Raw genomic sequence first — 24,566 nt, forward strand, 5'->3', positions numbered from 1 at the left:
GGATTAGTACTGGGCCGAGAGGCTGAAGAACACGCGGGGATCTTTGTTGCCCTGGGTCAGGACGTCGCCACTCATGGGCTTGGCCACTTCGATCGTGGCGTACAGGTTCTTGGTCAGGTTGGCGCGCATGCCGGCGCCGTACGAGGACAGCTTGGCGCGCGTCAGCGGCGCGCTTTCACTGCGCGACCAGATGCGGCCGCCGTCCACGAAGGTGTAGACATGCGCGCCGTTCGGCAGGAAGCGGTCGGAGGACACGGCGTAGCGCAGTTCCAGCGAGGCGGCCATGCCGGAGTCGGCCGACATTTCGCCGTCGTCGTAGCCGCGGCCGAAGTTGGGGCCGCCGAGCGCGAATTCTTCGCTGGCCAGCAGCGGGTTGGCGCTGTACTGGCCGGCGAAGGTGGCCACCAGGCTGAAACGGTCGGACAGTTGTTGCAGGCGGGTCAGCTCGGCGGTGAACTTCAGGAAGTCCGGCCGGCCCTTGGCGCGCGAGGCCAGTTCATTGCCTTCCTTGGAGGCGCCCATGGCATCCAGGCCCTGGTGCACGGTGCCGCGCACGGCGGTGATGCCGTTCCAACTGTCGGTGCGGTCGTAGCTCAGGCCGGCGCGCAACACGCGCAGGCGGTCGCGCGTGAACGGAATGCCGGTGATGTCGGTGGTGACGTTGCGCACGTCCAGCATGCCGAAGGCGCGCAGGTTCTGCAGGCGCGAACGGATCAACGGATAGGTGGCGGTGGCCGAATAGGCCTGCACATCGCTGGCCACGTTCAACGGCGCCAGCTCGCGGCCCGGCTCGCTCTTGGCGTAGCTGGCGGCGATGTCCACCGTCATGCCGCTGTCGGTGACCAGCATGTCGTAGTTGGCGCCCACGGCCTTGCTGCGGTAGGCCGGGAAGCCCACGCGGCCGGTCAGCGTGAGGCTGTCGGCGCGCGCGCCAAACGAGTTCAACGTGACCTGGCCGGTCATTTCGCTCCAGCCCAGGTAGGGCGAGGCGCGGTTGTCCATGCCCAGGCGCGCATCGACCGGCTTGCGCTCGCTGCGCACCACCAGCACCGAGCCGCCCACTTCGGTGGGGGACGCCTCCAGCGAGGCGCGCACCGTCATGCCGTTCAGGTCATTGGCCAGCAGCAACTGGCGTTCCACTTGCGCCACGTTGATGGGACGCACGCCGCGCAGGCGCTGTACCAGTTTCTCGATCGCGGCTTGTGCCGGGCCGATGTCGCCGTCGTACTTGACATCGGCGATGTAGCCTTCGACCACCATGACGCGGAACAGGCCGTCTTCGATGGTCTGCGCCGGCACGATCACGCGCGTGGTGACGTACCCATCGTTGCGGTAGCGCAGCTCGATCTCATTGGCGACCTTGAAGGCGTCCGCCACGCTGATGGTCTTGCCGATCAGAGCCTGGTAGAGCGGACGCAGGGTGGCGGCGGGATAGCGGGTGACCCCCTCGATGCGCATGTCCTTCAGGGTGAAGGTCAGCTTGTCCGCGCCGGGGGGCGCCTCGGTCACGCCGCCCTGCTGCACCGTCACCGACGGCGCGGTCGGGGTGCTTTCCGGCATGACCGGCTGCGGCAGTGGACGGCCTGGCTCGGCGGCCGAAGGCAGCTGGACGTTCTGCGCCGCCACCGGTCCGGCGGCTAACGCCAGCAGCACGGCCGCAAGGCCGGCGCGCAAGGAAAAGGGAGGCGGGCAAAGGACGGCGGGACGGCGAGGGGGGGATGGGCGGCGCATGGGTGCTCAGGCAGCAATTGGTTACAATCAGACTTAAATGATATTTTTTGATATATTTCTTAAACTTCTATAAACAATCTTTCTGAAGTTCTTTACAAGTACGGCGCACTGCGGGATTCTTGCCGGCGCGGCGGCCCGTATTGCAAACGGGCGTTCACCGGGGTGATGGCGCGACTCGCGTCGCGCTTGAAGGGAAAGCCAGGACCTCGGCGGACGAGTCGCCCATGTAACAAACACTATCATGTGTGAATAATGATTGCATCTGGGATGTTTGCCGGAATGCACGGCACGTTTGCCGCAAGGAAAAATATTCACAAAACCGGCTTGGTTTTGTCGCTTGTTACCAACGCGCCGGCCGGCCGGCATGAAAGAATGCGCGGCATGAATGACGCCTCCTATCCGCTTATCCCCGGCCAGCTTGCCGGCCTGCGTGTGCTGGTCGTCGAGGATCGTCCCGAAGACCGCATGCTGCTGGTGGATTTCCTGACCAGCCAGGACTGCCGCGTCTACGTGGCCGAGGACGGCAATGACGGCTACCGCAAGGCGCAACTGGTGCAGCCGGACATCATCCTGATGGACGTGAACATGCCGGGCTGCGACGGCCTGGCGGCCTGTCGCCTGCTCAAGGCCGACCAGGCCACGCGCGCCATTCCGGTCATCTTCCTGACCGCCGCGTCGCTCCCCATGGAGCGGGTGGCGGGCCTGTCCGCGGGCGCGGTCGACTACGTCGCCAAGCCGTTCGACTTCGAGGAAGTGCGCCTGCGCCTGCTGATTCACCTGCGCGTGCCGCCGGCGCCGGCCGCCGCGGCCGCTGCCGTCAGCGCGGACGGCACATCGACCGCCGCCGCGGGCAGCTCGCTGGACGGCGTGCTGTTTCGCGCCGCGCGCAAGCTGCTGCGCGAGCGCTTGGATCACACCCCCGAGCTGGTGGTTCTGGCGCAGGCCCTGGGCACCAATGCGCGCCGCCTGAACCAGGCCTTCCGGCGCTGCGCCGGCACCACGGTGTTCGAGTTCCTGCGCGAAGAACGCATGCGCGAAGCGCGCCGCCTGCTGTGCGAAACCGGCCTGGACATCCAGGCGATTTCGCAGGCGGTGGGCTTTGGCAACCGCGGCAATTTCTCCACCGCCTTCCGTGAACGCTTCGGCATGGCGCCGACGGCCTTGCGCCAAGAGCAGGATCCGCATGGCTGACCGGCGCGCGGGCTGGCTGGCGTGGCTGCTGTGGCTGGCCTTGTGCTGCGTGGCGCTGCCGGCGCGGGGGCAGGACGTTCAAGCCGTCGTCGACCTGGGCGCGGTGACCGGCGGCCTGCCGTTGGCCAGCCAGTTGCGCGGCATCGAAGACCAGACCGGCGCGCGCCAGGTCGGCCAGATCCTGGATGGCGATTGGCAGCCCGTCTCGCCGCGCTGGCTGAACCGGGGGTACTCCGCGTCGGCGTTCTGGCTGCGGCTGGAAATCGGCAACGGCAGCGACAGCGCGCAAGAGCGCTGGCTGTCATTCGGCGTGCCGCGTCTGGAAGACGTGCGCTTCTACCTGTTCCCCCACGGCAGCCGCGAGCCGGCCAGGGTGCTGCTGGCGGGCAACCGCGAGCCGCTGGCTACCCGCGAGGTGCCGTCGACCGTCTCGGTGGCGCCGCTGCGGCTGGAGCCGGGCGAGCGGATGACGGTGCTGGTGCGGGTTCAGAGCCGCTCGGCGATCAACATGGAGCCCGCCTTGCGCACGCCGGCGGCCTTTGTCGGCGTGACCCAGCGCAACACCATGCTGGTGGCGGTGCTGGTCGGCGCGTTGGTGATGGTGGGCATCTACGCGGGTCTGCTGGGCGCGGTTCATCGCGACCCGGTCTATCTGCTGCTGTCCGCCGCCATTTTCGTCGAGATCCTTTACAGCCTGTCGTTCCAGGGATTGCTGTATCGCTATGTCCTGACGGGCGGCGGCGAGGTGGTGCTGCGCGCGCCCAGCGTGCTGGCGACGGTGGCGGCGTCGCTGTTCGGCGGCATGGCGATGCTGTTCGCGGGCCTGCACCGGATCCGCATGTGGCGCGGCGTCTACCTGGGGCTGATCGCCGCCGGGTTCGCCGGCGCGGTGTGGGCGGCGCTGGGCGACTACCGCGAGGCCGCGCAGGCGCTGATCGGCCTGATCTTCCTGTGGGCCGTGGTCTGGCTCGTGTCGATGGCCGATGGCTGGCGCCGCGGCCATGCCAATGCCCGCATTTTCCTGCTGTCTTTCGCCGTCTACTGTGGTTGCCTGCTGCTGCGGGTGGCCTACATCCAGGGTCTGCTGCCCGGCCGCTGGCAGGGCGGGCCGGAGGTCGCCTGGGATCTGTTGTCGATCTCGCTGATGCTGGCCGTGCTGTTGTACGGACGCTCGCGCCAGCATCGCCAGGAACGGCTGGCGGCCCAGCGCGAACTGGCGCAGGCGCGCGAGCGCGAGCACCAGCGCCTGGACCAGGCCGTCACCGAGCGCACCCAGGCGCTGCAGGCGGCGCTGATCCAGGCCGACGAAGCCGGCCGCGTGCGCCAGGACTTCCTGGCGCGCATCAGCCACGACCTGCGCACCCCATTGACCTCCATCATCGGCTTTGCCGACCTGATCCAGGCCGGCGGCCGCGACGATGCGCCGCGCGGCGCCATCATCCGCCGCAGCGCCGACCACATGCTGGGCATGGTGAACGACCTGATCGACTATGCCGCCGGCGCTGGCGGCCAGGCCTTGCGGCTGGCGCCCGAATACGTGCACGCCTTGCTCGACGCGACGGCCAAGGAAGCCGCGCCGATCGCCGCGCGGCAGGGCAACCGCTTCGAGTTGCGGGTATCGGAGGCGGTGCCGGCCGTTCTCGACATGGACGGCAAGCGCGTGCGCCAGGTGCTGTCCAACCTGATCGACAATGCCGCCAAGTTCACGCGCGGCGGGGTGCTCACGCTGACGGCGGACTACACCGCGCCCGGGGCCGGCGAGACCGCCGGCTGGCTGGCGCTGGCGGTGCGCGACACCGGCTGCGGCATCGCGCCGCAAGACCGGCAGCACATCTTCGAGCCGTTCCAGCGCTTGTCGGCGGCCGAGAGCCAGCCCGGCGTCGGGCTGGGCTTGGCCATCGTCCAGCAGTGGGTGCAGCGCATGAACGGCCGCATCCACGTTGACAGCGAGGTGGGCCAGGGCACGACCATCAGTGTGGCGCTGCCGCTCAGGCAGGTCGACGAATCGCGCGTGTCGCACCACTACATCGCCGCCGCCGCGCACGTGCTGCCCGCGCTGGACGGCGCCGGCAAGCGCATCTGGCTGGCCGAGGACACGCCGGAAATCCGCGAATTCCTGGTCGAGGAACTGGCCAGCCTGGGCTTTGCCGTCGAAAGCGAGGCGGACGGCCGCGGCATGGTGGCCCGCATCCGCGCCGACGACGCGCGCCGGCCCGACCTGATCCTGACCGACCACCGCATGGAAGGCGCCGACGGCTCGGTCGTGCTCGCGGCCGCCCGCGCGCGCTGGCCGGACGTGCCCGTGGTCGCGGTATCGGCGACGCCGCAGGAGGCGCCCACGCTGGACGGCGCCGGCTATGACGCCAGCCTGCTCAAGCCTATCGACCTGGTCGAATTGCGGCACGTGCTGGCGCGGCTGCTGCACCTGTCGACGCAGCAGGCCGCCACCGAGGCGGCGCCCGGCTCGGCGCCGTTGCCGCGTCTGTCGCCCGCCGAGCTGGAGCAGGTGCAGCGCCTGCTGGACATCGGCGGGATCTCGGATCTGATGGATTGGGCGCGCGCGATTCAGGCGCGCGACCCGGCCTTCAAGGACTTCAGCCTGCAAGTGCAGCGCCTGGCGCGCCTGGGCGACCTGGCCGCCATCGGCACGTTGTGCGAACGGATGCGCGGCGGCTGAGGCAGGGGCGCGCCGCGGAGTCCATCGCCCGCGCGTCGGCTCAGATCGCCCCGGGCAACGTCAACCTGTCGCAGCGCACTGAGGCAGCGTGTGGTGCAAGCGCGGGCAAGGGCGCCTCACGCCATGGCCGGCGCCACGCGCGGGCGCAGCGTCGCCAGCACCCAGTAGACGCTGCCGCCGATCCCCACGCCGAAGAACCAGCCATAGGTGGCCCACCAGACCGGCAGCAGGTCGGTGAAGTTCGGCAGGATGGTCGAGAACACGCTGCCGATGCCGGTGGCGATCAGCGCGTTGATGTTCCAGCCGCCCTGGTAGCGGTATTCGCCGTGCTCGTCATACAGCGCCGCCACGTTGATGCGGCCCTTGGCCACCAGGTAGTAGTCGACCAGGATGATCCCCAGCAGCGGCCCCATGGTGGCGCCGATGGCGTTGACGAAGTGCGCCGCGCCGCCTTCCCAGGGCGCGAAGGGGTAGAGCACCAGCGCGATCAGGGCCGCGATGTAGCCGCCGCGCTTGAAGTCGATGCGCTTGGGAAACACATTCGAGATGTCGAACGCGGCTGACACGAAGTTCGCCACTACGTTGATGCCCAGCGTGGCCACCGCGAAGGTCAGCGCGGCCAGTAGCGCCAACACCCAGCTGTCGAACTTGGTGGAGATCTGCTCGGGATGCAGCAGCACCTCGCCATAGACCTTGTACGCGGCAATGGTGGTGACGCCCGCCACCAGCGAGAACGCCACCAGGTTCACCGGCAGGCCCCACAGGTTGCCGCGCTTGACCGCCTGTTTGTCGCGCGCATAGCGCGAGAAATCACAGAAGTTCAGGTACAGCGCCGCGAAGTAGGTGATCCAGGTGGCGCCCACCGCCATCAGTGCCCAGAAGCTGCCCGGCGCGCCGCTGACCCCGGCGTCCTTGGTCTTGTCCAGCAGCACGTCCATGGGAATGCCGTGGTCGAGGCTGAACCCGCCCGCCTTCACGCACAGCCCCACCGCCAGCACCAGCATGGCGATCCACACGGCCGGGCCGGCCCAGTCCTGGAACCGGCGCACAGTCTCCATGCCCTTCTGGATGATGAGCAATTGCAGCGCCCAGATGCCGACATAGCAGATCACTTCCAGCCCCGAATGCCCCAGCCATTGCGTGTTCTGGTGGAAGGCCAGCAGGCTGTCGTTGCGCACCAGTAGCGCGACGATGGCGCCCGAGGCCGCCGCCGTCTGCGCGCCGTACCAGAAACAGGCCACCACCGCGCGCACCAGCGCCGCCAGGTTGGCGCCCCAGATGCCGAACGCGGCGCGCGCCAGCACCGGGTAGGGCACGCCGGTCTTCTCGCCGGCATAGCCCATCAGGTTCATGAGGAAGAAGATCACCAGCGAACTCAGGCCGATGGCGATCAGGAAGTTGACGAAACTGCCGCACAGGAGGAACAGGCTGGCGGCCAGGTAGTAGCCCCACAGGCTGTGCACGTCCGAGGTCCAGACGTTGAAGATGCTGAACGCGCCCCAGCGGCGCTCCTTGGTGGGGGCCAGGTCCTCGTTGTAGAGGCCGGGCGACGGATTTCGGATATCGATGGCTAGCTCCCTGACCCAGGTGTGGGCATGGCCGTAAAGGAAGCCGGGCGGACCAATACAGCAGCAACACTTGGACGGAGCCTGGCGCGTACTATGGTGTGCAAAGAGTGTATACAACCTTTGCGCCATATCGCCCCTGGGGTTTTCCCTTCCGGGCGCGGCGGGGAGGGCGCCGCGCAGACCGGCGGCCGGCGCTCAGCCTGGCACTGCGCCCCGCAGCCACTGGCTGGCCAGGTCGAGCACGATGTGCGGCTGTTCGCGGTGCGGCACATGGCCGCAGTTCTCCAGCAGCGCCTGCTTGCCGCCGGTCAGGCGGGCGATGGTCGCGGGATGGGCCGCCGAGCCGTATTCATCCTCTTCGCCATGCAGCGCCAGCACCGGGCATTGCACCCGGCGCAGTGTGTCGTCGAGATTCCAGTCGGCGAAGGCCGGCGCCAGCCAGGTATCGACCCACGCGCTCAGCACCCACGCGGCCTTGTCGCCGTGGTACTTCTTCAGGCGGTCCAGTTGCCCAGGTTCGGCGAAGTTGCGCCGCGCCGCGCGGATGCCCTCCAGCGTGCGGTCCTCGGCGAAGGTCTGGGCGGACTCGGTGATCAGCGCCCGGCAATCGCCGGGATGGGTGGCGGCGCAGCAGATGCCCATGCCGCCGCCGACGCTGTGGCCGAAAGCGATGAAGGGGCCGATGTCGAGCGCCCGCCGCAAGTCCTGGAAGCCATCGGCGGCCTCGGCTTCGACGAAGCCGGTGGCCAGCGTGGCGGGGTTGGGATCGGAGCGGCCGAAGCCAAGCCGGTCATAGGCGATGACGGCGCGGCCGGTGGCCCCGGCCAGACGCTCGGGGAAGTCGCGCCACAGTTCGACGCAGCCCAGCGAATCATGCAGCAGCACGATCGGCGCCGCGTCCGCGTGCCGCCCGGCGGGATCCCAGCGCCGCGCGAACAGGCGGCCTTGCCGGGTGGATACATGGACATCCTGGCTGGCAATCGACGACATGTAGGAATCCTGGGAAGCAAAAAAGGCGCCGTGGCGCCGTTTGGGGCAATCCCGGGATTATAGGAAACCGCCCGCGCTATTCCTCGGCCGCCCATTCGACCTGCACGCCCAGGCTGCGCAGGTTCTCGACGAAGCGCGGGTGGGCGCGGCGGATCGGGGTGGCGTTGCGGATCTCGGAGCGGCCCTCGATGCTGCTGGCGATCATGAACAGCGCGATCGCCACGCGGATGATGTAGGGGCTTTCCACCACCGCCGGTGTCAGCGGATTGCCGCCGAAGGTGATGACGCGGTGCGGGTCCGACGAGAACACATGCGCGCCGAACTTGGACAGCTCGCCGGTCCACCCCAGCGCGCCGTCGTAGACCTTGTTCCAGAACATCGCGTTGCCTTCGGCGCACACGCCCAGCGCGATGAAGATGGGCAGCAGGTCCACCGGGAAATACGGCCAGGGCGCGGCTTCCACCTTGGTCAGCACGTTGCTGGTGAAGGGCGTCTGCACCTTCAGCGGGCCGTCGCGCAGCGCGCGCGACCAGCCGTTCTCGTGCACGATCTTGACGCCGAACTTGGCGAAGGTGCGGTCGATCAGAGGGAAGTTGGCCGGCGTGCTGTTGCGCACCACCACGTCGCCGCCGGTGATCGCGCCCAGCGCCAGGAAGGTGGTGATCTCGTGGAAGTCTTCCTCGAAGGTGAATTCGCCGCCGCGCAGCGTGGCGCCGCCGCGCACCGTCAGGCGCGAGGTGCCGATGCCGTCGATATCGGCGCCCATCATCGTCATGAAGCGGCAGAACTCCTGCACGTGCGGCTCGGAGGCGGCGTTGGTCAGCGTCGATTCGCCGGCGGCGGCGGCCGCGCACAGCACGAAGTTCTCGGTGGTGGTGACCGAGGCGTAGTCGAGCCAGTGATGGGTCGGCTTGAGCGGGCCGGCGCTGCGCACCAGCAGCGAGCCGCTGGCGCGTTCGACCTCGCCGCCGAACGAGCGGAAGATATCGACGTGCGGATCGATCTCGCGCACGCCCAGCGTGCAGCCCTTGACGTTGTCTTCCAGCCGCGCCACGCCGAAGCGCGCCAGCAGCGGCGAGACCAGCATGATGGACGAGCGCATCTCTTCCGGCAGACGGTGGCGCGTGGCGTCGAACGCGGTGTCGCGGTGGTGCAGTTCCAGCGTGCGGGTGTTTTCGTCCAGGCGCACTTCGCTGCCCAGGGTACGGAAGATGTCGAGGATCTTGCGCACGTCGGTGATGTCGGGCACGCCATGCAGCCGCAGCGGCTGGTCGGTCAGCAGCGTGGCGCACAGGATGGGCAGCACCGCGTTCTTGTTGGCTGACGGGATGACGCGGCCGCGCAGGGGCGTGCCGCCGTGGACGATGAGGTTGGACATGGGCGAGGAGCTTGGGCGGCAGATGAGACGGCAGGAGGAAAACGCGGGCAAATTGTACCGGCACGGCCCGCTCGGCGTTGGCGGCCCGCGCGGGGGAAATGGTGTCAGACTGCAAGCCTGGTGACCGGACCTCGCGCCACTTGGACGCGTGCCGGGCGCTTCGGTACCAAGAGCGCCGGGCGCCGCGCGCGGCGCCGGCGTCAGGCCGGCGGGCGCGCGGGGGGGCGGAACTTGCGCAGCATCGCCACACCGCCGATCGTCAACGCCAGGCCGCCGCCCAGGTAGGGCAGGCCGAAGATCAGCAGCCAGAAGAACCCGGCCGTGTTCACATCGCGTGCCTCGGCGGAGCCGGCCGGATGCGCGCCCAGGCCCATGCCCGGCAGGGCCAGCAGCAACGTCAGCAGCAGGGTCACGCCCAGCGCCAGGCAGCCCCAGGCGATGCGGCGCCGGTTGTCGGCCACGCGCAGCAGCGTCGCCGCCACCCCCGCGGCGACGCCGAGGCACAGCACGCCGCCGGTGATGAGCATGCGATCGAGCGCCTCGGGATCCAGGGGCGTGCCCGGTTGATCCAGACCGAAAGCCATCTGCAGCAGGGTGTTGATGACGCCATAGGCGGCGCGGCCGATCACCAGGCCAAAGCCGACGCTGGCCAACCACTTGATTAGGGTCGGGTTCATTCAAGATATCCTTGCGGTTGCCTGAACGTCAGAGAATACGCTATCACGAGGTTCGACCCGGATGTCCGAGCATCACCAGTTCATCTTTCCCCGCTACCCCCATCTGCCGCCGCCCGATTGGCCGGCGCTGTATGCGCGCCTGCTGGCCGAGGGCTACCTGCTGGAGCCGCGCGGTGAGCGCGTGCCGCGCGAAGCCCTGAACGATCTGAGCCACGGCCTGGCCCGCTTGAAGGAGGGCTCGTTCCAGTACCGCGACGGCCTGCGCACCACCGGCGATGTGATCGCGCTCTATCAAGCGGCCGGCCACCTGCCGCCCGCCATCCCGGTGCGCCATCATGACACCCTGGCGCAGACGCTGGCCTTGCTGGCCGCGCACGGCATCGCGCCGGACGACTCGCTCGACCATGAGCGCAGCACTTGGCGCAGCCCGCAATGCTGCCTGGGGCCGGCGGCGCGGGCGCTGCTCAACCCCGGCCAGCGCGCCCATTACGATGCCGACCCGGCCGGCTTTAGCGTGGTGCTGCTGGCCTACGACGGGCCCGAGCCGTATGTCGGCGTGGGCGAGAACCTGGAAGTGCCGAGCCTGCCGGGCTCGGACGAACCGTTGCAGGAACTGCCGCCGTTGGGCTCGCACGTCGATTTCATCGGCGTGGCCTGTGAAGACCCGGCGGTGCGCTGGCAGGACCCGGCCACGGGCCGCGCCTACCACCTGTTCGACCTGGACTGGCATTACAGCCTGGCGCTGGGGTTCCGCATGATCCGCGCCAATTGCCTGGAGCAGGGCAGCGCCGAGGCGCTGGCGCAGGCGGTCGGCCGCATGGTGGATCAGCCGATGGCGTGCAGCCACCGGCATCTGTGAGGCGCGGGCGTCGCGGCAGCCCGGGGGGCGCGCCGCGACGGCGCGGTAGCCTGGCTCAATAGTAGATGTCGACGTAGTCGGTCAGGCCGCCGCACGCTTCCATCTGCTGCAGGCGCCAGTATTTGCGCTTGCCGGTGGCGCGGAACTCGTAGTCGCCGGTGCGTTCGCAGCGACGGCCCTTGTCCGGCGCGTCCAGGATCAGGATGGTGCCGCGGAAGGTGAAGCGGTCGGCCGAGATCGACAGCACCTGGCCCTTGATCGAGACCGAGCCTTTGTCGGTGGCGTGGCCGCCTTCCAGCCGCACCACGTCGTTGTCGTCGAACGCGTTCAACTTGCCGCGCGCGTCGGTCCACAGCCATTGCACACTGATGCCGCTGTTGTGCAGCAGGCGCTCGTAGGCGGCCTGGCTCTTGATCTCGGTCTTCTGCGCCGCGCCGGCGGCCGGTGCCTGGGTGGGCGCGGGGGCCGGCGTCTGGGTGCGGGCCGGCGCCGGCTGCGCCGGCGCGCCGCGCGGCGGCAGGCGGCCTTCGTCCTGGGGCTGCGCTTGCGGTTGCGTCTGCGGCTGGGCGCCGCCGCCGCGCGGCGGCAGGTCGCCCGCCAGCGAGGCGGCGGTGGTCGCGGCCAGGGCCAGGCCCAGGGCCAGCGCGGCGATCCGTTTCTTGCCGGCCTGGGCCGGGGCGCGATCTGGGTTCTTGTGCATGTTGGTCGTGAAGAAAGGAAGGGAAAGCGCAGGGACGCGGGCGCGCCCCACGGCGGCGCCAACGGGGACGTAACTTAGCACGCGGGCCGGGGCGGGATAATTGCCGATTCCCGCCTTGTGTATCCAATCGTTAAGCCATGCGGCGCGAGGCCTCATTGCGGCTTGATGCCGTGTTCGAATTTCGGCCGGGCGCGGAAGTTCTTCAGCATGTAGGCAAGGTATTCGGCCTTGCTGATGCGGCCATCGCCGTCTGTGTCCATCGCCACGATCTGTTCCATCGTCGCCTCCTGGGACAGCGGGCCACGGCTGAGATAGCCGTCGGCGTTGACGTCGCGCTTGTTGAACGACATCTCCGCGCGGGCCATGTATTCCGCTTCGCCGATGGGGCCGGTATTGGCGCTTTCGCGGGCGTCGTCGGCGGCGGGCGTGGCCTGGGCCGGTGTCTCCTTGACCGGCGCCGGGGAGGAAACGGCGGGCGCGCCGGCCGCCAGGGCGTGGCCGGCAACGCAGGCCAGCAGCAGCGCGGCGCTCAGGGGGCTGAGCCGGGTGGCGTTCTTCATGGTTGTCCTTTTGATGCGGGGGATGCGGCGCGGATCGCGCGGCCGCGCCCGGCGCCAGGGCGGTATCGCGCGCGGCTCATTTTGCCTGAATCCGCGTTGACGGGGCCAGAGACAATCCCCGGTTAGCCATCACGCCTTTCATATCGTTGCGTTCACCGCAGGCGTTGCGCCCCTGGACGGGCGGCGCGGCCTGGGCTCGGTGGCGGGGGCGCATGCCGGTGATCTACGACGCGGCGCCGGGGTGGATCGGGCGCCCGCGCCGCGTCTATTGCGGCAGCAGCCGCAGTCCCGTGCGTTTGACGAATTCGTCGTAGCCGATCGGCGGGCCGGCCTTGGTGCCAGCGCTGTTGGCCTGCCAGTGCACCCAGGAGCGATGCGTGGTGGCGTCGTACACGACCTTGTACAGATAGGTGGGCACGGCCACGCCGGCGCCGATGGTCTTGGGGCGGTCGCCATACACCGGGCCGGTGAAGACGTACACATCGCCGGCCGCGCGCATCACGTAATGGCGCGTGTCCTGCTCGATACGGCTCCACGGGCCGGCATTGTGGCTCTGGTCCTGCGGCACCATGTTGGCCAGCGAAAAGCTCTGTGCCATGGCTTCGGGCGTGGCCATGTCGCCGGCCGGCGCCATGTGGCCGCGCGAATAGCCCGAGCCGCGGTAGTCGTCCAGCTCCGCGCGCTCGGCGCGCGGCACCCGCGCCTCGGCGTAGAACTTGTCGGTGCGGTGCAGCCCCTTGGCCTGCATCAGGTTCTGGCGGTTCAGGCGTTCGGCCACGAACACCGGCGTCTTGGTCTGGCCGTTGTGCAGGATGGCGAACGAGGAAAAACAGACTTCGCGCAAGCGTTGCGCGGCGGGCACGGCGGGCGGCTGCGCATTCGGGAAGAACTGCGGGCAATCGCTGAAGACGGTCTGCGCCAGCGCGCCATCGGGCGCCGGCAGGGCCACCGGCGCGCTGCGTTGCAGCGACGGCCATTGCAGGCGCGAAAGCATGTCGGCCACCGGCGGCGGCATCTTCCATTGCGGATGCAGCACGTAGGTGGCGGTGCCGAAACTGGCCAGCGAGGTGACGATCAGGGCGCGCAAAAAGCGCGGCACGCGGCCGGCGGCGCCGCTCTGCGATCGGGAGGGAGAGCTTCTCTTTCTGGGAGCGGGTTTCTTCGCGCGGGTCATGCTACCTGGGGGCGACGGACCGGCCGCCGTCGCTGGCGGCCAATATGACCCCGGATTGTAGATGAGTGACGGATTTGTCACACCGCGCGGTGGGCGCGGCAATCCGGATGCGATGTCGCACCCGCGGCGTCTGTCACGCCTGCCGGCTTGCCTCGAATTCGGCGCGGTTGTGCAGGTCGAAGTACAGCACCTCGCTCCACATCAGGCCCAGGACGTACTCCACGGGTTGGTTGCCGCCGCCGTCGAAGCCGTCGTCCAGGCGCAGCCCGTGCAGGGCGTCCAGCGGCGCGGCGGCGTGTTCCCGGGTGGCCGCCCGCAATTGCCGCGCGGCTTCGGCCGGATCGGCCGGCAGCGCGTCGAGCGCGGCGCCCGCCTGCCGGCAACGCGCGATTTCCTGTTCCACATTGGCCTGGAGCGCGGCCGCCTCCGACGCGGTCATCACGTCCAGCTCGATCGTCTCCAGCAACAGATAGTCGTCGCGGTGCGCTTCGAGGAAGGCGATGCTCTCGTCCAACGCCGCCAGCAGTTCGTGGCGCGGCGCGCCCGAACCCGCCCGAGGCGCGGGTTCGGCGGGTGTGCCGTGACCGGACGAGAACAGCCGCTTGAGCCGGCCCAGCAAGGACGGCGCCGCCTTGGCCAGCGGCGCGGCCGGGGCGGCGGCGGGCTCGGCCGCCGCTGGCGCCAACGCCCGCACGATGCCGGCGAAGCGCTTGAGGCGCGCCAGACCCGGTTCGAAACGGCTGCTGATGGCATACAGCGGCGTGGGGTGTCCCGGCTCGTCGTCTGCCAGCCCGTCGGCAATCAGGGAAGCGCACCGTTGCGGGTCGCCCGACATCAGCAGCCGGTAGCTGAACGGGACGGCATAGGCCCATTCCGACAGCCCCGAGAGGGTCTCGGGCCGGTCGGCGAAAGTGGCCGGGCGGTTGCTCAGACTGTACAGATAGGCTCGGTTGGCCATGGGGCACGCATCTCGAAAGGAGGGCTGGGATGCGATTATTGCAGGCTATCGCTATTTGTCACCACGCGTTTCTTTGGCGGCAGAGGGCCGCGCGGCAGCGTCTACCTGATCAGCAAGCGGCCCAAGGCCGACGCCGCGCGCTACAACGGCAGCCGCGGCGACGGCAGCGGCGGTCATGGGCCGCGGCCCGTGACCGTGTTCGACGCGCTGCTGGCGGACGACGCGGGGCCGATGCGCATGGCGCTGAACCTCGACAACCTGTTCGACAAGACCTATCTGTCGTCATGCCAGGCCAACGGCAACTGCTATTAGGGCGCCAGCCGCAGCGTGGCCGGCAGCATGACGTACCGGTTCTGACACACGGGCCGGCGGACGGGCCGGCGGACGGGCCCACGCGACGGGCCTGATGCCCGCTTTTTCTGGCATTTTGCTGAACAAGCGTGGTTATAATTCCGTTCCTTTGTCGTAATAAGACTAGTTCTTATTACAAATAGTGTTTGAACGGAGTGTTGATGGCTGCCCGCCCGTTGTCCCCCTTGCATTCGGCGTTTCCCGGCGTCCGGCATGTTCCCTTGATCGTATTCGGATTGGGGGTCGCGACCAGCGCGGCCGCGCAGTCCGCCGGGGCTGAAGTCCAGTTGCCCGCGGTGACCGTCACCGCCGCCGGCGTCGAGCAGACCGCGACGGGCCCGGTGCAGGGTTTCGTCGCCAAGCGCGCCGTCACGGCCACCAAGACCGACACGCCGGTGATGGAAACGCCACAGTCGATCAGCATCATCACGCAGGACCGCATGACGTTGCAGGGCGCGCAGTCGGTGCAGCAGGCGGCGGCTTATACGGCGGGCGTCACCGCCGGCGCGTTCGGCCCGGACAACCGCGGCGATTCGATCAAGATCCGTGGCACCGACTCCACCCAATACCTGGACGGCCTGCTCAACACGGTCGGTTCCTACAACAACACCCGGCCCGACCCGTACGCGCTGGAACGCATCGAGATCCTGCGCGGGCCATCGGCCATGCTGTACGGGCAGGGCGCCATCGGCGGCATCGTCAACCAGGTCAGCAAGCGGCCGCAGCCCGAGGCCATGCGCGAGATCGGCGTGAGCTACGGCAACCACAACCGCAAGCAGATCCAGGCCGACCTGACCGGCCCGATCGACGCCGACGGCAAATGGCTGTATCGCGTGGTGGCGCTGGGGCGCGACAGCGACAGTTCGGTCAAGTACGTCGACGACGACCGCTATTTCATCGCGCCGTCGCTGACCTACCGGCCCAGCGCCGCCACCTCGTTGACGCTGCTGGCCAATTTCCAGAAAGACAATACGGGCTCGATGGTCGGGTTCTTCCCGTGGCGCGGCACGCTCACCAGCACGCCGGCCGGCCGCATCCCGCAGGACTTTTTCGTCAGCGAACCGGATTTCGACAAATACACCGCGCGCCAGAGCGCCATCGGCTATCAGTTCGAACACGCCTTCAACGACGCGGTCACGGTGCGCCAGAACCTGCGCTACACCCACAGCGAAGTGGACTACCGCAGTATCTACGTGGCCGGCTTCAACGGCGCCGGCCACGGCTGGGTGCCGGGCAGCGACACGCTGCTGCGCCGGGTGATGTACCAGAACCAGCCGACCCTCAAGCAGTTCGCGGTCGATACCCAGGGCCAGTTCAAGTTCCAGACCGGCCCGATCCGCCATACCTTGCTGACCGGCATCGATTACCAGCGCTCCGTGCTGGACGCGCGCCAGGGCGTGGGCGGCACGGTCGCGCCGATCGACGTGCACAACCCCGTGTACGGCAACTTCACGCCGCCCACCGGGACGGTCAACGCGCCGACCTCGCGCGGCAATCAGTTGGGTCTGTATATGCAGGACCAGCTCGAATGGGAAAAATGGCTGTTGATGCTGGGGCTGCGCCATGACCGTTCGCGGGCGTCGGTCGACGATACGCCTTCGGGGTCGCGCGATGACAGCGAAGTGAGCAAGCGTTTCGGCCTGATGTACCGCTCCGAGGCCGGCCTGAATCCCTATCTGAGCTACTCCGAATCGTTCCAGGGCCAGGCGGGCTTCAACCGTGCCAACCAGGCGTTCAAGCCCTTGCGCGGCAAGCAGTGGGAGGCCGGCCTGAAGTACCAGCCGCCGGGTGAAAACCTGACGGTCACCGCCAGCGTGTTCGACATGACCGAGAAAAACCGCAAGGTCGCCGGCGTGGTCAACGGCATCGCCGACACGGTGCAGGTAGGCGAGGCCCGCACCAAGGGCGCCGAGCTGGAAGCCCTGGCGTCGCTGGGCAACGTCGATCTGGTCGCCACCTATACCTTCCTGGACGCCAAGGTCGCCAAGGGCACCCCGGCCGAACAGGGGCGCCAGTTGGCCAGCATCCCCCGGCACATGGCTTCGTTCTGGGCCAACTACCGCTTCAGCGTGATGGGAACGCCGGGCTTCATAGCGGGGGCGGGCGTGCGCTACACCGGCAGCAGCGATGACGGCACCGGCCAGAACGGCGTGCCGGCCGTCACCTTGTACGACGCCATGCTGGCCTACGACGCGGGCCCCGTGCGCCTGGCGCTGAACGTCACCAACCTGTTCGACAAGCAGTACGTGGGTACCTGCCTGGCCCGCGGCGATTGCTTTTTCGGTACCCGTCGCACGGTGGTCGGCAGCGTGACGTACCGGTTCTGATCGGGGGGGCGGGCGCGTGGGCGAATTGGGGACTTATGGGTTCCCGGCGGCCACGCGCCCGTCACTTCTTCGCGGCGGATTTCCCCCGAAAATTGCGAACGCCGCCGCGATCGCCTGGCGTGCCCCCTCTTTCCGGCCGAGATTCACGTCGATCTCCTCACCCTTTACTTCATCACCATCGGGACGTTGCTGGCCAGTGCCGACCTGACGTTCTGGGAGCATCGGATCCACCCCAACCGCAGCCGTACGCTGGGCATCCTGGCGGCCGGCTTCGGCACACTGGCGGTGGGCTGCATCTGCGCCTTGTTCCGCGCCGACATGCCGGCCCCGATCGGCGCGCCGCTGAGCAACCTGCTCATCCTTGGTGGCTATCTGCTGGTGCTGGACAGCGTTGCCTCGCTGAGCGGGCGCCATTACCGCAAACGTTCGGTGGGCTTGCTGGTCGTCATGGCGCTGGTCTGGTGGCCGGCGTGCACGCGCTGATCTATTTCGGCCGGGCCTTCCTGCTGCCGTGGTGGGTGGCCGTCGACGGCCCGTCGCTGCAACGGCTGGTCAGCAACATCACAATGCATGAAGGCGCGCTGTATTCGGTGCTGCTGCCGATGACGCTGATCAAGCCGATCCGCGAGGAAACCCACGTGCGGCTGGTGCGCGAGTCGCAGACCGATTATCTGACGCGGCTGGGTAACCGCCGCTGGTTCTTCGAGCAGGGCGCGCGCCTGATCGCCGCCAACGCGGGGCGCGAGCCCATCGCCGTGCTGGCGTTCGACCTGGACCAGTTCAAGGCCATCAACGACCGCTTCGGCCACCACACCGGCGACCTGGTGTTGGCGGCCTTCGCCACCGTGGTGCGGGGTGCCCTCGGGCCGCAGAGCATCCTGGCGCGCCTTGGCGACGAGGAATTCGCCGCGCTGCTGGCGGGCGAGGATGCGCGCCACGCCCATCAACTGGGGGCCGCTGCGGCGCGGCGCTTTGCCACCACCATCGCCAACCCGGGCGACGGCCTGGGCATCGCCGCCACGGTCAGCGTGGGTCTGGCCAATTTCGACGAGGGCGTGCCGCTGCTGGCCGATGCGCTGGCGCGCGCCGACCTGGCGCTCTATCGCGCCAAATTGCTGGGCGGCGACCGGCTGGAGGAGGCCCTGGCGCCCGAACGCGCCGCCGCGGACTGAAACCGCGTCGTTCCGGCCGACGACGCGGCCCTCCCGGGCCGGATGGCGGCAGGCGCGGCGGCCGTTGGCGGGCCACCCGCCGCTTTGCGTCGATAATGACGGCCATGATGACTCCCACGCCTTGCGCTTCTCCCGACCGGGAAGGTTTCTGGTTCGACGCCGCCGATCCCGACATGGCGCTTGAACGCGCCGGCGACCATGTCCGCCTGGCACGCGCCGAGCCGCCGTGGCTGGTGGTCGACCAATCCATCGCCTCCCTGACGCTGGGTCGCCGCTGGCCCGGGCAGTTGTGGCGCGTGCGTGTGACGCAACTGGGCGACATGTCCGGCCCGCTGGCGACACCGCCTCATGGCGCCGTCGAGGCGTCGCCGCGATCCGAGTGGCATGGCGTGCTGTCCGCCGCGCGGCGCCGTGGCGGCGCGCATTCACCGATCCATGCCGGCTTCCTGCCCTACCAGTTCACCCGCGCCGTCAGCATCACATTGCGCTCGTCGCCGTAATAGCAGTTACCCGGGCACGCCGCGATGTAGCGCTTGTTCGCCAGGTTTTTGACGTTGAGCGCGAATTCCCAGTTGCGCAGACGGTAGCGCAGCGCCGCGTCCAGCACGGTGTAGGTCGGCACCGGCACTCCTTCGATCTCCTGGTGGCCCACGTAGCGTATGCCGGCGGCGGTGCTCAGGCCCGGCAGCGCCGGCACCTTGTAGTCCAGCCACAGCGAGGCCATGGTGCGCGGCACCGACACCGGCCGCGCGCCCACGTCGTCGCGGTTGCTCTTGGTGATCCTGGCGTTGGTCAGCGTGAAGGCCGCGACCACGTCCAGGTCGTGGCCGAGGCTGGCGCGGCCTTCCAGCTCGGCGCCGCGCGAACGCACTTCGCCAGTCTGCACCGAGAAGCCCGGATGCGCGGAATCGGCGGTCACAACGTTGCGCTGGGTGATGTCATACAGCGCCAGCGTGATCGAGGCGTTGGCGCCGGGCGGCTCATACTTCAGGCCGATTTCGTGTTGCGTGCCGGTGGTCGGCTTGAACGGCCTGCCGTTGAAGTCCATGCCTTCCGTGGGCTGGAACGATTTGGTGAAGCTGTAGTACGGCGCCAGGCCATTGTCGAACAGGTACATCAGGCCGGCGCGTGGCGAGATGGCGTGCGAATCCTGCGGGCCGTCGCCGGGTTGGTCCTCGGTGCGGGCGCGGTCGTAGCGGCCGCCGAACAGGGCGATCCAGCGTCCGTCGAATTTGATCTGGTCCTGGGCGTAGAAACCCAATTGGCGCGAGCGGCTGATACCGCGCCTGGCGGGGCCAAGCGTCGGTTTGTTTCCATAGACCGGGTCATACAGGTTGATCGGGGCGACATCGAAGGTCAGCGCCTGGTCGCGCGTCAGACTGCTGCGGCTGGCGTCGACACCGAACAGCAGGGTGTGCTCGAAGCGGCCGTGGCGCAGCTTGCCCAGCAGTTGGTTGTCCACGGCGATGCCCTTGTCGGTGTCGTCGCGCGAGACGGCGAGGCGGTCGGCCAGCGCCGGGTTGGCGGCATTGATCGATATCACCGAGGCGTAGCGGTTGTTGGCGCGGTGGTTGTAACCCAGCAGGTTCTGGCGCACCTGCCAGTCGTCGTTGAGCTTGTGCTCCAGCAGGTAGCCCAGGTGGCCGCCCTGCACCACGAAGCGGTCGAAGCCCGGCTCGCCCAGGAACACGCTGCGTGAGATCCGGCCATTCGGGTTGGGCAGCAGCGTGCCTTCGCGTGGCTTGCCCACGTCATAAGGATTGTCGGTGCGGCTCCAGCCGCCCAGCAGCGTCAACTGGGTGGCGCCGCTGATTTGCCATTCCAGCGCGCCCGACAGGGACAGACGGTCGTTGTTGATGTAGCGCACCATGGTGTCGGCGTCGCGCCCCAGCCCGGACAGGCGATAGCGCACATTGCCGTCCTCGGTGAGCGGGCCGCCGAAGTCCATGGCCAGCTGCCGGGTGTTCCAGGTGCCGTATTTCACCTCCATCTCGCGCAGCGGTTCGGCGGTGGGGCGCTTGCTGACCAGGTTGATGATGCCGCCGGGCGCGGCCTGGCCGTACAGGATCGACGCCGGCCCCTTCAGGACCTCGATGCGTTCGTAGTTGTAGGGCTCCATCGCGCCGCTCAGCGAGTTGATGGGGAACCTGGTGCCGTTCAGGTACAGCGGCGCCGAGCCGGTGATGTTGAAGCCGCGCACCGTGAAGCCGGTGCTGATGTTGCGCACCGCGCCGCCGTCCAGTGACATCACGCCGGCGGTGTAGGCCAGCGCCTGGTCGAGCGAATCGGCGGCCTGCGCCACCACCTGGGCGCGCGGCACCACCGACACCGATTGCGGCGTTTCGTGCAGCGGCGTGTCGGTCTTGGTGGCGGTGGCGCTCCGTTTGGCCACGAAGCCCCGCGCCGGTCCCCAGGCAGTCTCGGGTCGTTCGCCGGTCACGGTCACCGACGGCAAGGTCTGCGCGCCATCCGCGCCCGGCGCGGGATGCAGCAGATAGCCGCCGTTCGGTTGCAGGCTGGCGCGCATGCCCGTGCCGGCCAGGATCTGGCTCAGCGCCGACGCCGGATCATGGCTGCCGCTCAGGCCGCCGCTGCGCTTGCCGGCGACGTCGGCCGCGGCATAGGACAGCATCAGCCGGCTTTCCAGGGCGTAGCGGGTCAGCACGCTTTCGAGGGAGCCGGCGGGAATCGCGTAGGCGCGCGCGGCCGGCTGCGCCAGCGCGGCGGGCGACAACAACGTGGCCGACAGGGACAGCACGGCCAGGCGGCCGGGCGAGAGCAGGGGGGCGGCGCGGCCGATGAGGCGGGCGGCGCGGCGCGAGAGGCGGTCGTGCATGATGGTATTCAGTTCCCATGAAAAAAGTGGCTTTCATAGGGATTGCCACGCGAGAACGAAAAACCCCTCATCCGGGCCGTATCAGCCCCCGCGCGGCGTCACGGTGGTCCAGAAGCGCGTCATGCCGCGGACCTCGACCGGATGGGTGCGGGTCAGCATGTCCAGCACCCTGTCCGGGTCCGCCAGCGGGTAGACGCCCGAGACGCGCAGGGCCGCGACCCGCGGCGCACAGGCCAGGCGGCCAGGGCGGTAGCGGGCCAGTTCGGCGATGAAGTCATCCAGCCGCATGTCGCGCGCCACCAGCATGCCGGCGGCCCAGGCGCCGGCCTGGGCGTTCGCCTGCTGGTCGCTGCGCAGCGGCGCCTCGGCGGCCAGCCGGTTGTAGTGGCTTTGCTCACCGGCCCGCACGACCAGGGGGGCCGACGGGTCATCCCGGGGCAGGATTTCCACCGCGCCTTCCAGCACGGCCACCAGATCGGCGTCGTCCAGATGCTGCGCCACGAACCGCGTGCCTAGCGGGCGCAGCCTGCCGCGCGCCGTGTCCACCCGCAGCGGGCGGGCCGGCCAGCCCGGACGCGCCGGGTCGGGCGCGGTGGCCACCAGGATGCGGCCGTGCAGCAGTTGGATCAGGCGCTGGCCGTCGTCGTAGCGCAGGGCGATGGCGCTGCGCGTGTCCAGGTCGACGCGGGTGCCGTCGGTCAGCGTCAGCGCGCGTCGCTCGCCGGTGCCGGTGCGATAGTCCGCGTTCAGGTCCTGCCACTGCAGCACCAGGCCGTCGCGCGCCAGCCAGGCGCCCGAGCCGGCGAACGCCACCAGCGCCAGGGCCTTGAGCGCGCCGCGCCGGCCGCGCCGTTCGCCGCCGCGCGCCAGGGTGCCGCGCGCCAGCCGCGCGTCCAGGCCGCGCAGGTGCGCGCCGAACGATTCGATGTGGCGCCAGGCGCGCGCGTGGTCGGGGTCGGCCGCCAGCCACTGCGCCCAGTCCCGGCGCAGGGCGTCGTCGGCTTCGGCGGCCTGCAGGCGCACCAGCCACTCGACCGCGGCCCGGCTGGCGTGTTCGGGCAGCGGCGGGCCTTCCAGGGCGGGCAGGGCCGGCTGCGGACGGCTGGCGGTGGAGTAGGGCATGGACGGGGCGTCGGCTCAGGCGCCGAAGAAGCAGCAATGCGCCGCCCTGGCGATATGGCGTTGCACCGTGGCCAGCGACAGCTTCAGTTCGGCGGCGATGTCGGCCTGTCTCATGCCGTCCAGTTGCGACAGCAGGAAGGCTTTCACCACCGGCGCGGGCAGGGCGTCCAGGCGGCGGTCCAGTTCGACCAGGGTCTCGATCAGGATGGCGCGCGTCTCGGGGCTGGGCGCGGTCTGCTCGGGCAGGGCGGCCAGCGTGGCCAGATAGGCGTCCTCGATCTTGCGGCGCCGCATGAAGTTCGACAGCACGCCTTGCGCCACCGTTGTCAGCAGCGCGCGCGGTTCACGTACCACGGGCGGGGCTTCACGCGCGATCAGGCGGATGAAGGTGTCGTGCGCCAGGTCGGCGGCGTCGAACGAATTGCCCAGCCGCCGGCGCAACCATCCCTTGAGCCAGCCGTGATGGTCGACATACAGCGCTTCGATACTGGGCGGGGGCATGGGTGATCCGGTCGAGGTTCCGGCGCGCAAAGCGGGGCGGATGGTGCGTTGGAAATGAGAATTATCCTCAATTCTAGTGTGTGGGCCATGGAGCGGGCAAGACCAGGGGCGACGGCGGGCCCATGCAAGGCGGCCGGTTTGGCCGATGCGGTCAGGCGGGCCCGGCCGAATCGTCGCCGTCGAGGCTTCGGTTCACGCCTCCGAACGCCAGGACTTGCTGCGACGCGCCCGCGGCTTGGGCACCACGCCCAACCGCGGATCGCGCGCCAATGCCAGTTCCACCAACCGGGCCGCCAGCGTCTCGAAGGCCTCGTCGGTCTGCGGCAGGTACAGCCACTTGCCCAGCTCCGGGTGCGGCAGCAGGCTCGGCATGTCGGCCCGCAGCGCCGCGTGGCGGTCCTGCGAGGAACACACCATCACGCCGTTCCAGGGCGGCTCGCGGTCGGCCACCACCAGGTAAAGCGCGCCATCCAGATAAGCGGCGTCGCAGCCGAACATCCTGCGGCGCAGATAGCCGGCATCGCGTTCCAGCGGGTCGAGGATCCACAGCAGCGAATTGGCGCGGGCGGCGCGTTGGCGGGTGGGCGGCGAGAACAGGTCGGAGCGGTGGGGCATTGCGAACGAAGGGGGGGAAGGGGCCTGGTTCAGACGATACCCGATCCCGCCCTCGCGCAGGCTGCCGCTGCTGGCAGGCACGCCCGGCCGCCCCGGTGTCCGCACAAAGCAGATATGCGATCCCGCGCATAGCGCCGCCGCCGCCCCGCGCCTACCATGCTGCAAACATAAAACCCCCAGGGTGGAGACAGCATGAGAATGGCAAATGCGCTGACCGCGGTCAGCCTGTGGCTCGGCGCGGGCCTGATATCCGTGGCCGTGGCGGCCGGGGCTTATCCCGAGCGTCCGGTGAAACTGATCGTGCCGTTCCCGGCCGGCGGCGCCACCGACCTGATGGCGCGCTCGCTGGCGCAGGGCCTGGGCGAAAAGCTGGGTCAGACCGTGGTGGTGGAGAACCGTGGCGGGGCGGGCGGCACCATCGGCGCCGAGGCCGTGGCCAGCGCCGCGCCCGACGGCTACACGCTGCTGTACTCCACCATGGGCGTGCTGACCATCAACCCGTCGCTGTACCCCAAGCTGCGCTACGACCCGCAGCGCAGCTTCGCGCCGGTGTCGATGACCAACCTCACCTCCAACCTGCTGGTGGTCAACCCCGACCTGAAGGTCAACTCGGTCGCCGAACTGGCCGAACTGGCACGGCAGCGGCCGGGCGAGCTGACCTTCAGCTCTTCGGGCAACGGCACCACCAGCCACCTGGCCGGCGAGATGTTCAAGACGGCGGCGCATGCCGACATCCGCCACATTCCGTACAAGGGCACCTCGGGCGCCATCAACGACTTCCTGGCCGGCCGCATCTCGATGATGATCGACACCTCGTCCAACTTCATCGAGCAGGTCAGGCAGGGCAAGGTGCGGGCGCTGGCGGTGACCAGCCGCCAGCGGCTGGCGGCGCTGCCCGACGTGCCGTCGATGTCGGAGACGCCGGGGTTCGAGGACTACGAGGTCAGCCTGTGGTCCGGCGTGCTGGCGCCGGCGGGCACGCCGCGTCCCGTCATCGACCGCCTGAACGCCGACATCCAGGCGCTGATGACGTCGCCGCAGATGGTCGAGCGCATGGCCGGTTACGGCATCCAGACCACCCACAGCACGCCCGAAGCCTTCGCCGAACGCATCCGCGTCGATACGGCGAAATGGGCGCGCATCATCGAACAGTCCGGCGCGCGCGCCGACTGAGGCCTC

Annotated in this window: 20 protein-coding genes and 1 pseudogene; 8 read left to right on the plus strand and 13 right to left on the minus strand. The window is 69.1% G+C overall.

All coding sequences use genetic code 11. From position 1 onward, the window contains the following. Positions 1-3: 3 nt before the first annotated feature. On the minus strand, positions 4-1,560 hold the full coding sequence (locus ACN6O8_RS19835) for a ShlB/FhaC/HecB family hemolysin secretion/activation protein (protein WP_427992703.1): 1,557 nt from the start codon (positions 1,558-1,560) through the stop codon (positions 4-6). A gap of 543 nt (positions 1,561-2,103) precedes the next feature. On the opposite strand from ACN6O8_RS19835, the gene ACN6O8_RS19840 reads away from it, so the two are divergent. After that, the gene (locus tag ACN6O8_RS19840) at positions 2,104-2,922 is read left to right on the plus strand and encodes a response regulator transcription factor (RefSeq protein WP_427992704.1); all 819 of its coding nucleotides are present in this window, start codon (positions 2,104-2,106) and stop codon (positions 2,920-2,922) included. Continuing rightward, complete coding sequence (locus ACN6O8_RS19845; RefSeq protein WP_427992705.1) at positions 2,915-5,599, plus strand: ATP-binding protein; 2,685 nt, start codon at positions 2,915-2,917, stop codon at positions 5,597-5,599. Before ACN6O8_RS19840 ends, ACN6O8_RS19845 begins: the two co-directional genes overlap by 8 nt. A 116-nt stretch (positions 5,600-5,715) precedes the next feature. On the opposite strand, the gene ACN6O8_RS19850 is transcribed toward ACN6O8_RS19845, so the two are convergent. The 4 genes from ACN6O8_RS19850 to ACN6O8_RS19865 form a co-directional block, all read right to left on the minus strand. After that, positions 5,716-7,167 (minus strand): NCS1 family nucleobase:cation symporter-1, encoded by a 1,452-nt coding sequence (locus tag ACN6O8_RS19850; protein ID WP_427992823.1) that lies wholly within the window; start codon positions 7,165-7,167, stop codon positions 5,716-5,718. A 195-nt stretch (positions 7,168-7,362) separates the two neighbouring features. Continuing rightward, complete coding sequence (locus tag ACN6O8_RS19855) at positions 7,363-8,157, minus strand: alpha/beta fold hydrolase (protein ID WP_427992706.1); 795 nt, start codon at positions 8,155-8,157, stop codon at positions 7,363-7,365. Positions 8,158-8,233: 76 nt separating this feature from the next. Continuing rightward, positions 8,234-9,535 (minus strand): UDP-N-acetylglucosamine 1-carboxyvinyltransferase, encoded by a 1,302-nt coding sequence (locus ACN6O8_RS19860; protein ID WP_427992707.1) that lies wholly within the window; start codon positions 9,533-9,535, stop codon positions 8,234-8,236. Between the two features lie 200 nt (positions 9,536-9,735). Beyond that, a complete protein-coding gene (locus ACN6O8_RS19865) occupies positions 9,736-10,212 on the minus strand; it encodes a hypothetical protein (protein WP_427992708.1) in 477 nt (158 codons plus the stop codon). Positions 10,213-10,273: 61 nt separating this feature from the next. Here ACN6O8_RS19865 and ACN6O8_RS19870 point away from each other — a divergent pair, with 61 nt between their 5' ends. After that, positions 10,274-11,071, plus strand: coding sequence for a hypothetical protein (locus ACN6O8_RS19870; protein ID WP_427992709.1), 798 nt, complete (start codon positions 10,274-10,276; stop codon positions 11,069-11,071). A 55-nt stretch (positions 11,072-11,126) separates the two neighbouring features. On the opposite strand, the gene ACN6O8_RS19875 is transcribed toward ACN6O8_RS19870, so the two are convergent. From ACN6O8_RS19875 to ACN6O8_RS19890, 4 genes are all read right to left on the minus strand, one after another. Next, on the minus strand, positions 11,127-11,771 hold the full coding sequence (locus ACN6O8_RS19875) for a hypothetical protein (RefSeq protein ID WP_427992710.1): 645 nt from the start codon (positions 11,769-11,771) through the stop codon (positions 11,127-11,129). 152 nt (positions 11,772-11,923) lie between these two features. Then, positions 11,924-12,331, minus strand: coding sequence for an EF-hand domain-containing protein (locus tag ACN6O8_RS19880; protein WP_427992711.1), 408 nt, complete (start codon positions 12,329-12,331; stop codon positions 11,924-11,926). Positions 12,332-12,596: 265 nt separating this feature from the next. Next, a complete protein-coding gene (locus tag ACN6O8_RS19885) occupies positions 12,597-13,505 on the minus strand; it encodes a DNA/RNA non-specific endonuclease (protein WP_427992712.1) in 909 nt (302 codons plus the stop codon). Between the two features lie 133 nt (positions 13,506-13,638). Beyond that, a complete protein-coding gene (locus ACN6O8_RS19890; protein ID WP_427992713.1) occupies positions 13,639-14,463 on the minus strand; it encodes a hypothetical protein in 825 nt (274 codons plus the stop codon). Between the two features lie 189 nt (positions 14,464-14,652). Here ACN6O8_RS19890 and ACN6O8_RS19895 point away from each other — a divergent pair, with 189 nt between their 5' ends. From ACN6O8_RS19895 to ACN6O8_RS19910, 4 genes and pseudogenes are all read left to right on the plus strand, one after another. Further along, positions 14,653-14,775 carry a hypothetical protein gene (locus ACN6O8_RS19895; RefSeq protein ID WP_427992714.1) on the plus strand — a complete coding sequence of 41 codons (123 nt, stop codon included), beginning with the start codon at positions 14,653-14,655 and terminating at the stop codon, positions 14,773-14,775. 200 nt (positions 14,776-14,975) lie between these two features. After that, positions 14,976-17,141, plus strand: a complete 2,166-nt coding sequence (locus ACN6O8_RS19900; RefSeq protein WP_427992715.1) for a TonB-dependent siderophore receptor — start codon at positions 14,976-14,978, stop codon at positions 17,139-17,141. Between the two features lie 141 nt (positions 17,142-17,282). Then, positions 17,283-18,313: pseudogene (locus ACN6O8_RS19905) on the plus strand (diguanylate cyclase domain-containing protein). A gap of 104 nt (positions 18,314-18,417) precedes the next feature. Then, positions 18,418-18,813, plus strand: coding sequence for a hypothetical protein (locus ACN6O8_RS19910; protein ID WP_427992716.1), 396 nt, complete (start codon positions 18,418-18,420; stop codon positions 18,811-18,813). Here the strand turns inward: ACN6O8_RS19910 and ACN6O8_RS19915 are convergent. The 4 genes from ACN6O8_RS19915 to ACN6O8_RS19930 form a co-directional block, all read right to left on the minus strand. Further along, entirely contained in the window at positions 18,765-21,149 is a 2,385-nt protein-coding gene (locus tag ACN6O8_RS19915; protein WP_427992717.1) for a TonB-dependent siderophore receptor, read from the minus strand. The two genes, ACN6O8_RS19910 and ACN6O8_RS19915, sit on opposite strands and share 49 nt — an antisense overlap. 81 nt (positions 21,150-21,230) lie before the next feature. Further along, entirely contained in the window at positions 21,231-22,271 is a 1,041-nt protein-coding gene (locus ACN6O8_RS19920; protein WP_427992718.1) for a FecR domain-containing protein, read from the minus strand. Between the two features lie 15 nt (positions 22,272-22,286). After that, positions 22,287-22,772, minus strand: a complete 486-nt coding sequence (locus ACN6O8_RS19925) for a sigma-70 family RNA polymerase sigma factor (RefSeq protein ID WP_427992719.1) — start codon at positions 22,770-22,772, stop codon at positions 22,287-22,289. A 192-nt stretch (positions 22,773-22,964) separates the two neighbouring features. Further along, positions 22,965-23,387 carry a hypothetical protein gene (locus ACN6O8_RS19930; RefSeq protein ID WP_059271251.1) on the minus strand — a complete coding sequence of 141 codons (423 nt, stop codon included), beginning with the start codon at positions 23,385-23,387 and terminating at the stop codon, positions 22,965-22,967. A gap of 192 nt (positions 23,388-23,579) precedes the next feature. Here ACN6O8_RS19930 and ACN6O8_RS19935 point away from each other — a divergent pair, with 192 nt between their 5' ends. After that, a complete protein-coding gene (locus ACN6O8_RS19935; protein ID WP_427992720.1) occupies positions 23,580-24,560 on the plus strand; it encodes a Bug family tripartite tricarboxylate transporter substrate binding protein in 981 nt (326 codons plus the stop codon). Positions 24,561-24,566 lie beyond the last annotated feature (6 nt).

The sequence above is a fragment of the Achromobacter sp. genome (assembly GCF_050285565.1).
GTDB lineage: Bacteria > Pseudomonadota > Gammaproteobacteria > Burkholderiales > Burkholderiaceae_B > Achromobacter.

Coding starts and splice junctions, on each gene's coding strand:
- ACN6O8_RS19930 (WP_059271251.1), bottom strand. CDS start 23,387: ATGCCCCACCGCTCCGACCTGTTCTCGCCGCCCACCCGCCAACGCGCC.
- ACN6O8_RS19860 (WP_427992707.1), bottom strand. CDS start 9,535: ATGTCCAACCTCATCGTCCACGGCGGCACGCCCCTGCGCGGCCGCGTC.
- ACN6O8_RS19840 (WP_427992704.1), top strand. CDS start 2,104: ATGCGCGGCATGAATGACGCCTCCTATCCGCTTATCCCCGGCCAGCTT.
- ACN6O8_RS19835 (WP_427992703.1), bottom strand. CDS start 1,560: ATGCCGGAAAGCACCCCGACCGCGCCGTCGGTGACGGTGCAGCAGGGC.
- ACN6O8_RS19925 (WP_427992719.1), bottom strand. CDS start 22,772: ATGCCCCCGCCCAGTATCGAAGCGCTGTATGTCGACCATCACGGCTGG.
- ACN6O8_RS19885 (WP_427992712.1), bottom strand. CDS start 13,505: ATGACCCGCGCGAAGAAACCCGCTCCCAGAAAGAGAAGCTCTCCCTCC.
- ACN6O8_RS19865 (WP_427992708.1), bottom strand. CDS start 10,212: ATGAACCCGACCCTAATCAAGTGGTTGGCCAGCGTCGGCTTTGGCCTG.
- ACN6O8_RS19875 (WP_427992710.1), bottom strand. CDS start 11,771: ATGCACAAGAACCCAGATCGCGCCCCGGCCCAGGCCGGCAAGAAACGG.
- ACN6O8_RS19855 (WP_427992706.1), bottom strand. CDS start 8,157: ATGTCGTCGATTGCCAGCCAGGATGTCCATGTATCCACCCGGCAAGGC.
- ACN6O8_RS19915 (WP_427992717.1), bottom strand. CDS start 21,149: ATGCACGACCGCCTCTCGCGCCGCGCCGCCCGCCTCATCGGCCGCGCC.
- ACN6O8_RS19920 (WP_427992718.1), bottom strand. CDS start 22,271: ATGCCCTACTCCACCGCCAGCCGTCCGCAGCCGGCCCTGCCCGCCCTG.
- ACN6O8_RS19900 (WP_427992715.1), top strand. CDS start 14,976: ATGGCTGCCCGCCCGTTGTCCCCCTTGCATTCGGCGTTTCCCGGCGTC.
- ACN6O8_RS19935 (WP_427992720.1), top strand. CDS start 23,580: ATGAGAATGGCAAATGCGCTGACCGCGGTCAGCCTGTGGCTCGGCGCG.
- ACN6O8_RS19870 (WP_427992709.1), top strand. CDS start 10,274: ATGTCCGAGCATCACCAGTTCATCTTTCCCCGCTACCCCCATCTGCCG.
- ACN6O8_RS19910 (WP_427992716.1), top strand. CDS start 18,418: ATGATGACTCCCACGCCTTGCGCTTCTCCCGACCGGGAAGGTTTCTGG.
- ACN6O8_RS19880 (WP_427992711.1), bottom strand. CDS start 12,331: ATGAAGAACGCCACCCGGCTCAGCCCCCTGAGCGCCGCGCTGCTGCTG.
- ACN6O8_RS19845 (WP_427992705.1), top strand. CDS start 2,915: ATGGCTGACCGGCGCGCGGGCTGGCTGGCGTGGCTGCTGTGGCTGGCC.
- ACN6O8_RS19890 (WP_427992713.1), bottom strand. CDS start 14,463: ATGGCCAACCGAGCCTATCTGTACAGTCTGAGCAACCGCCCGGCCACT.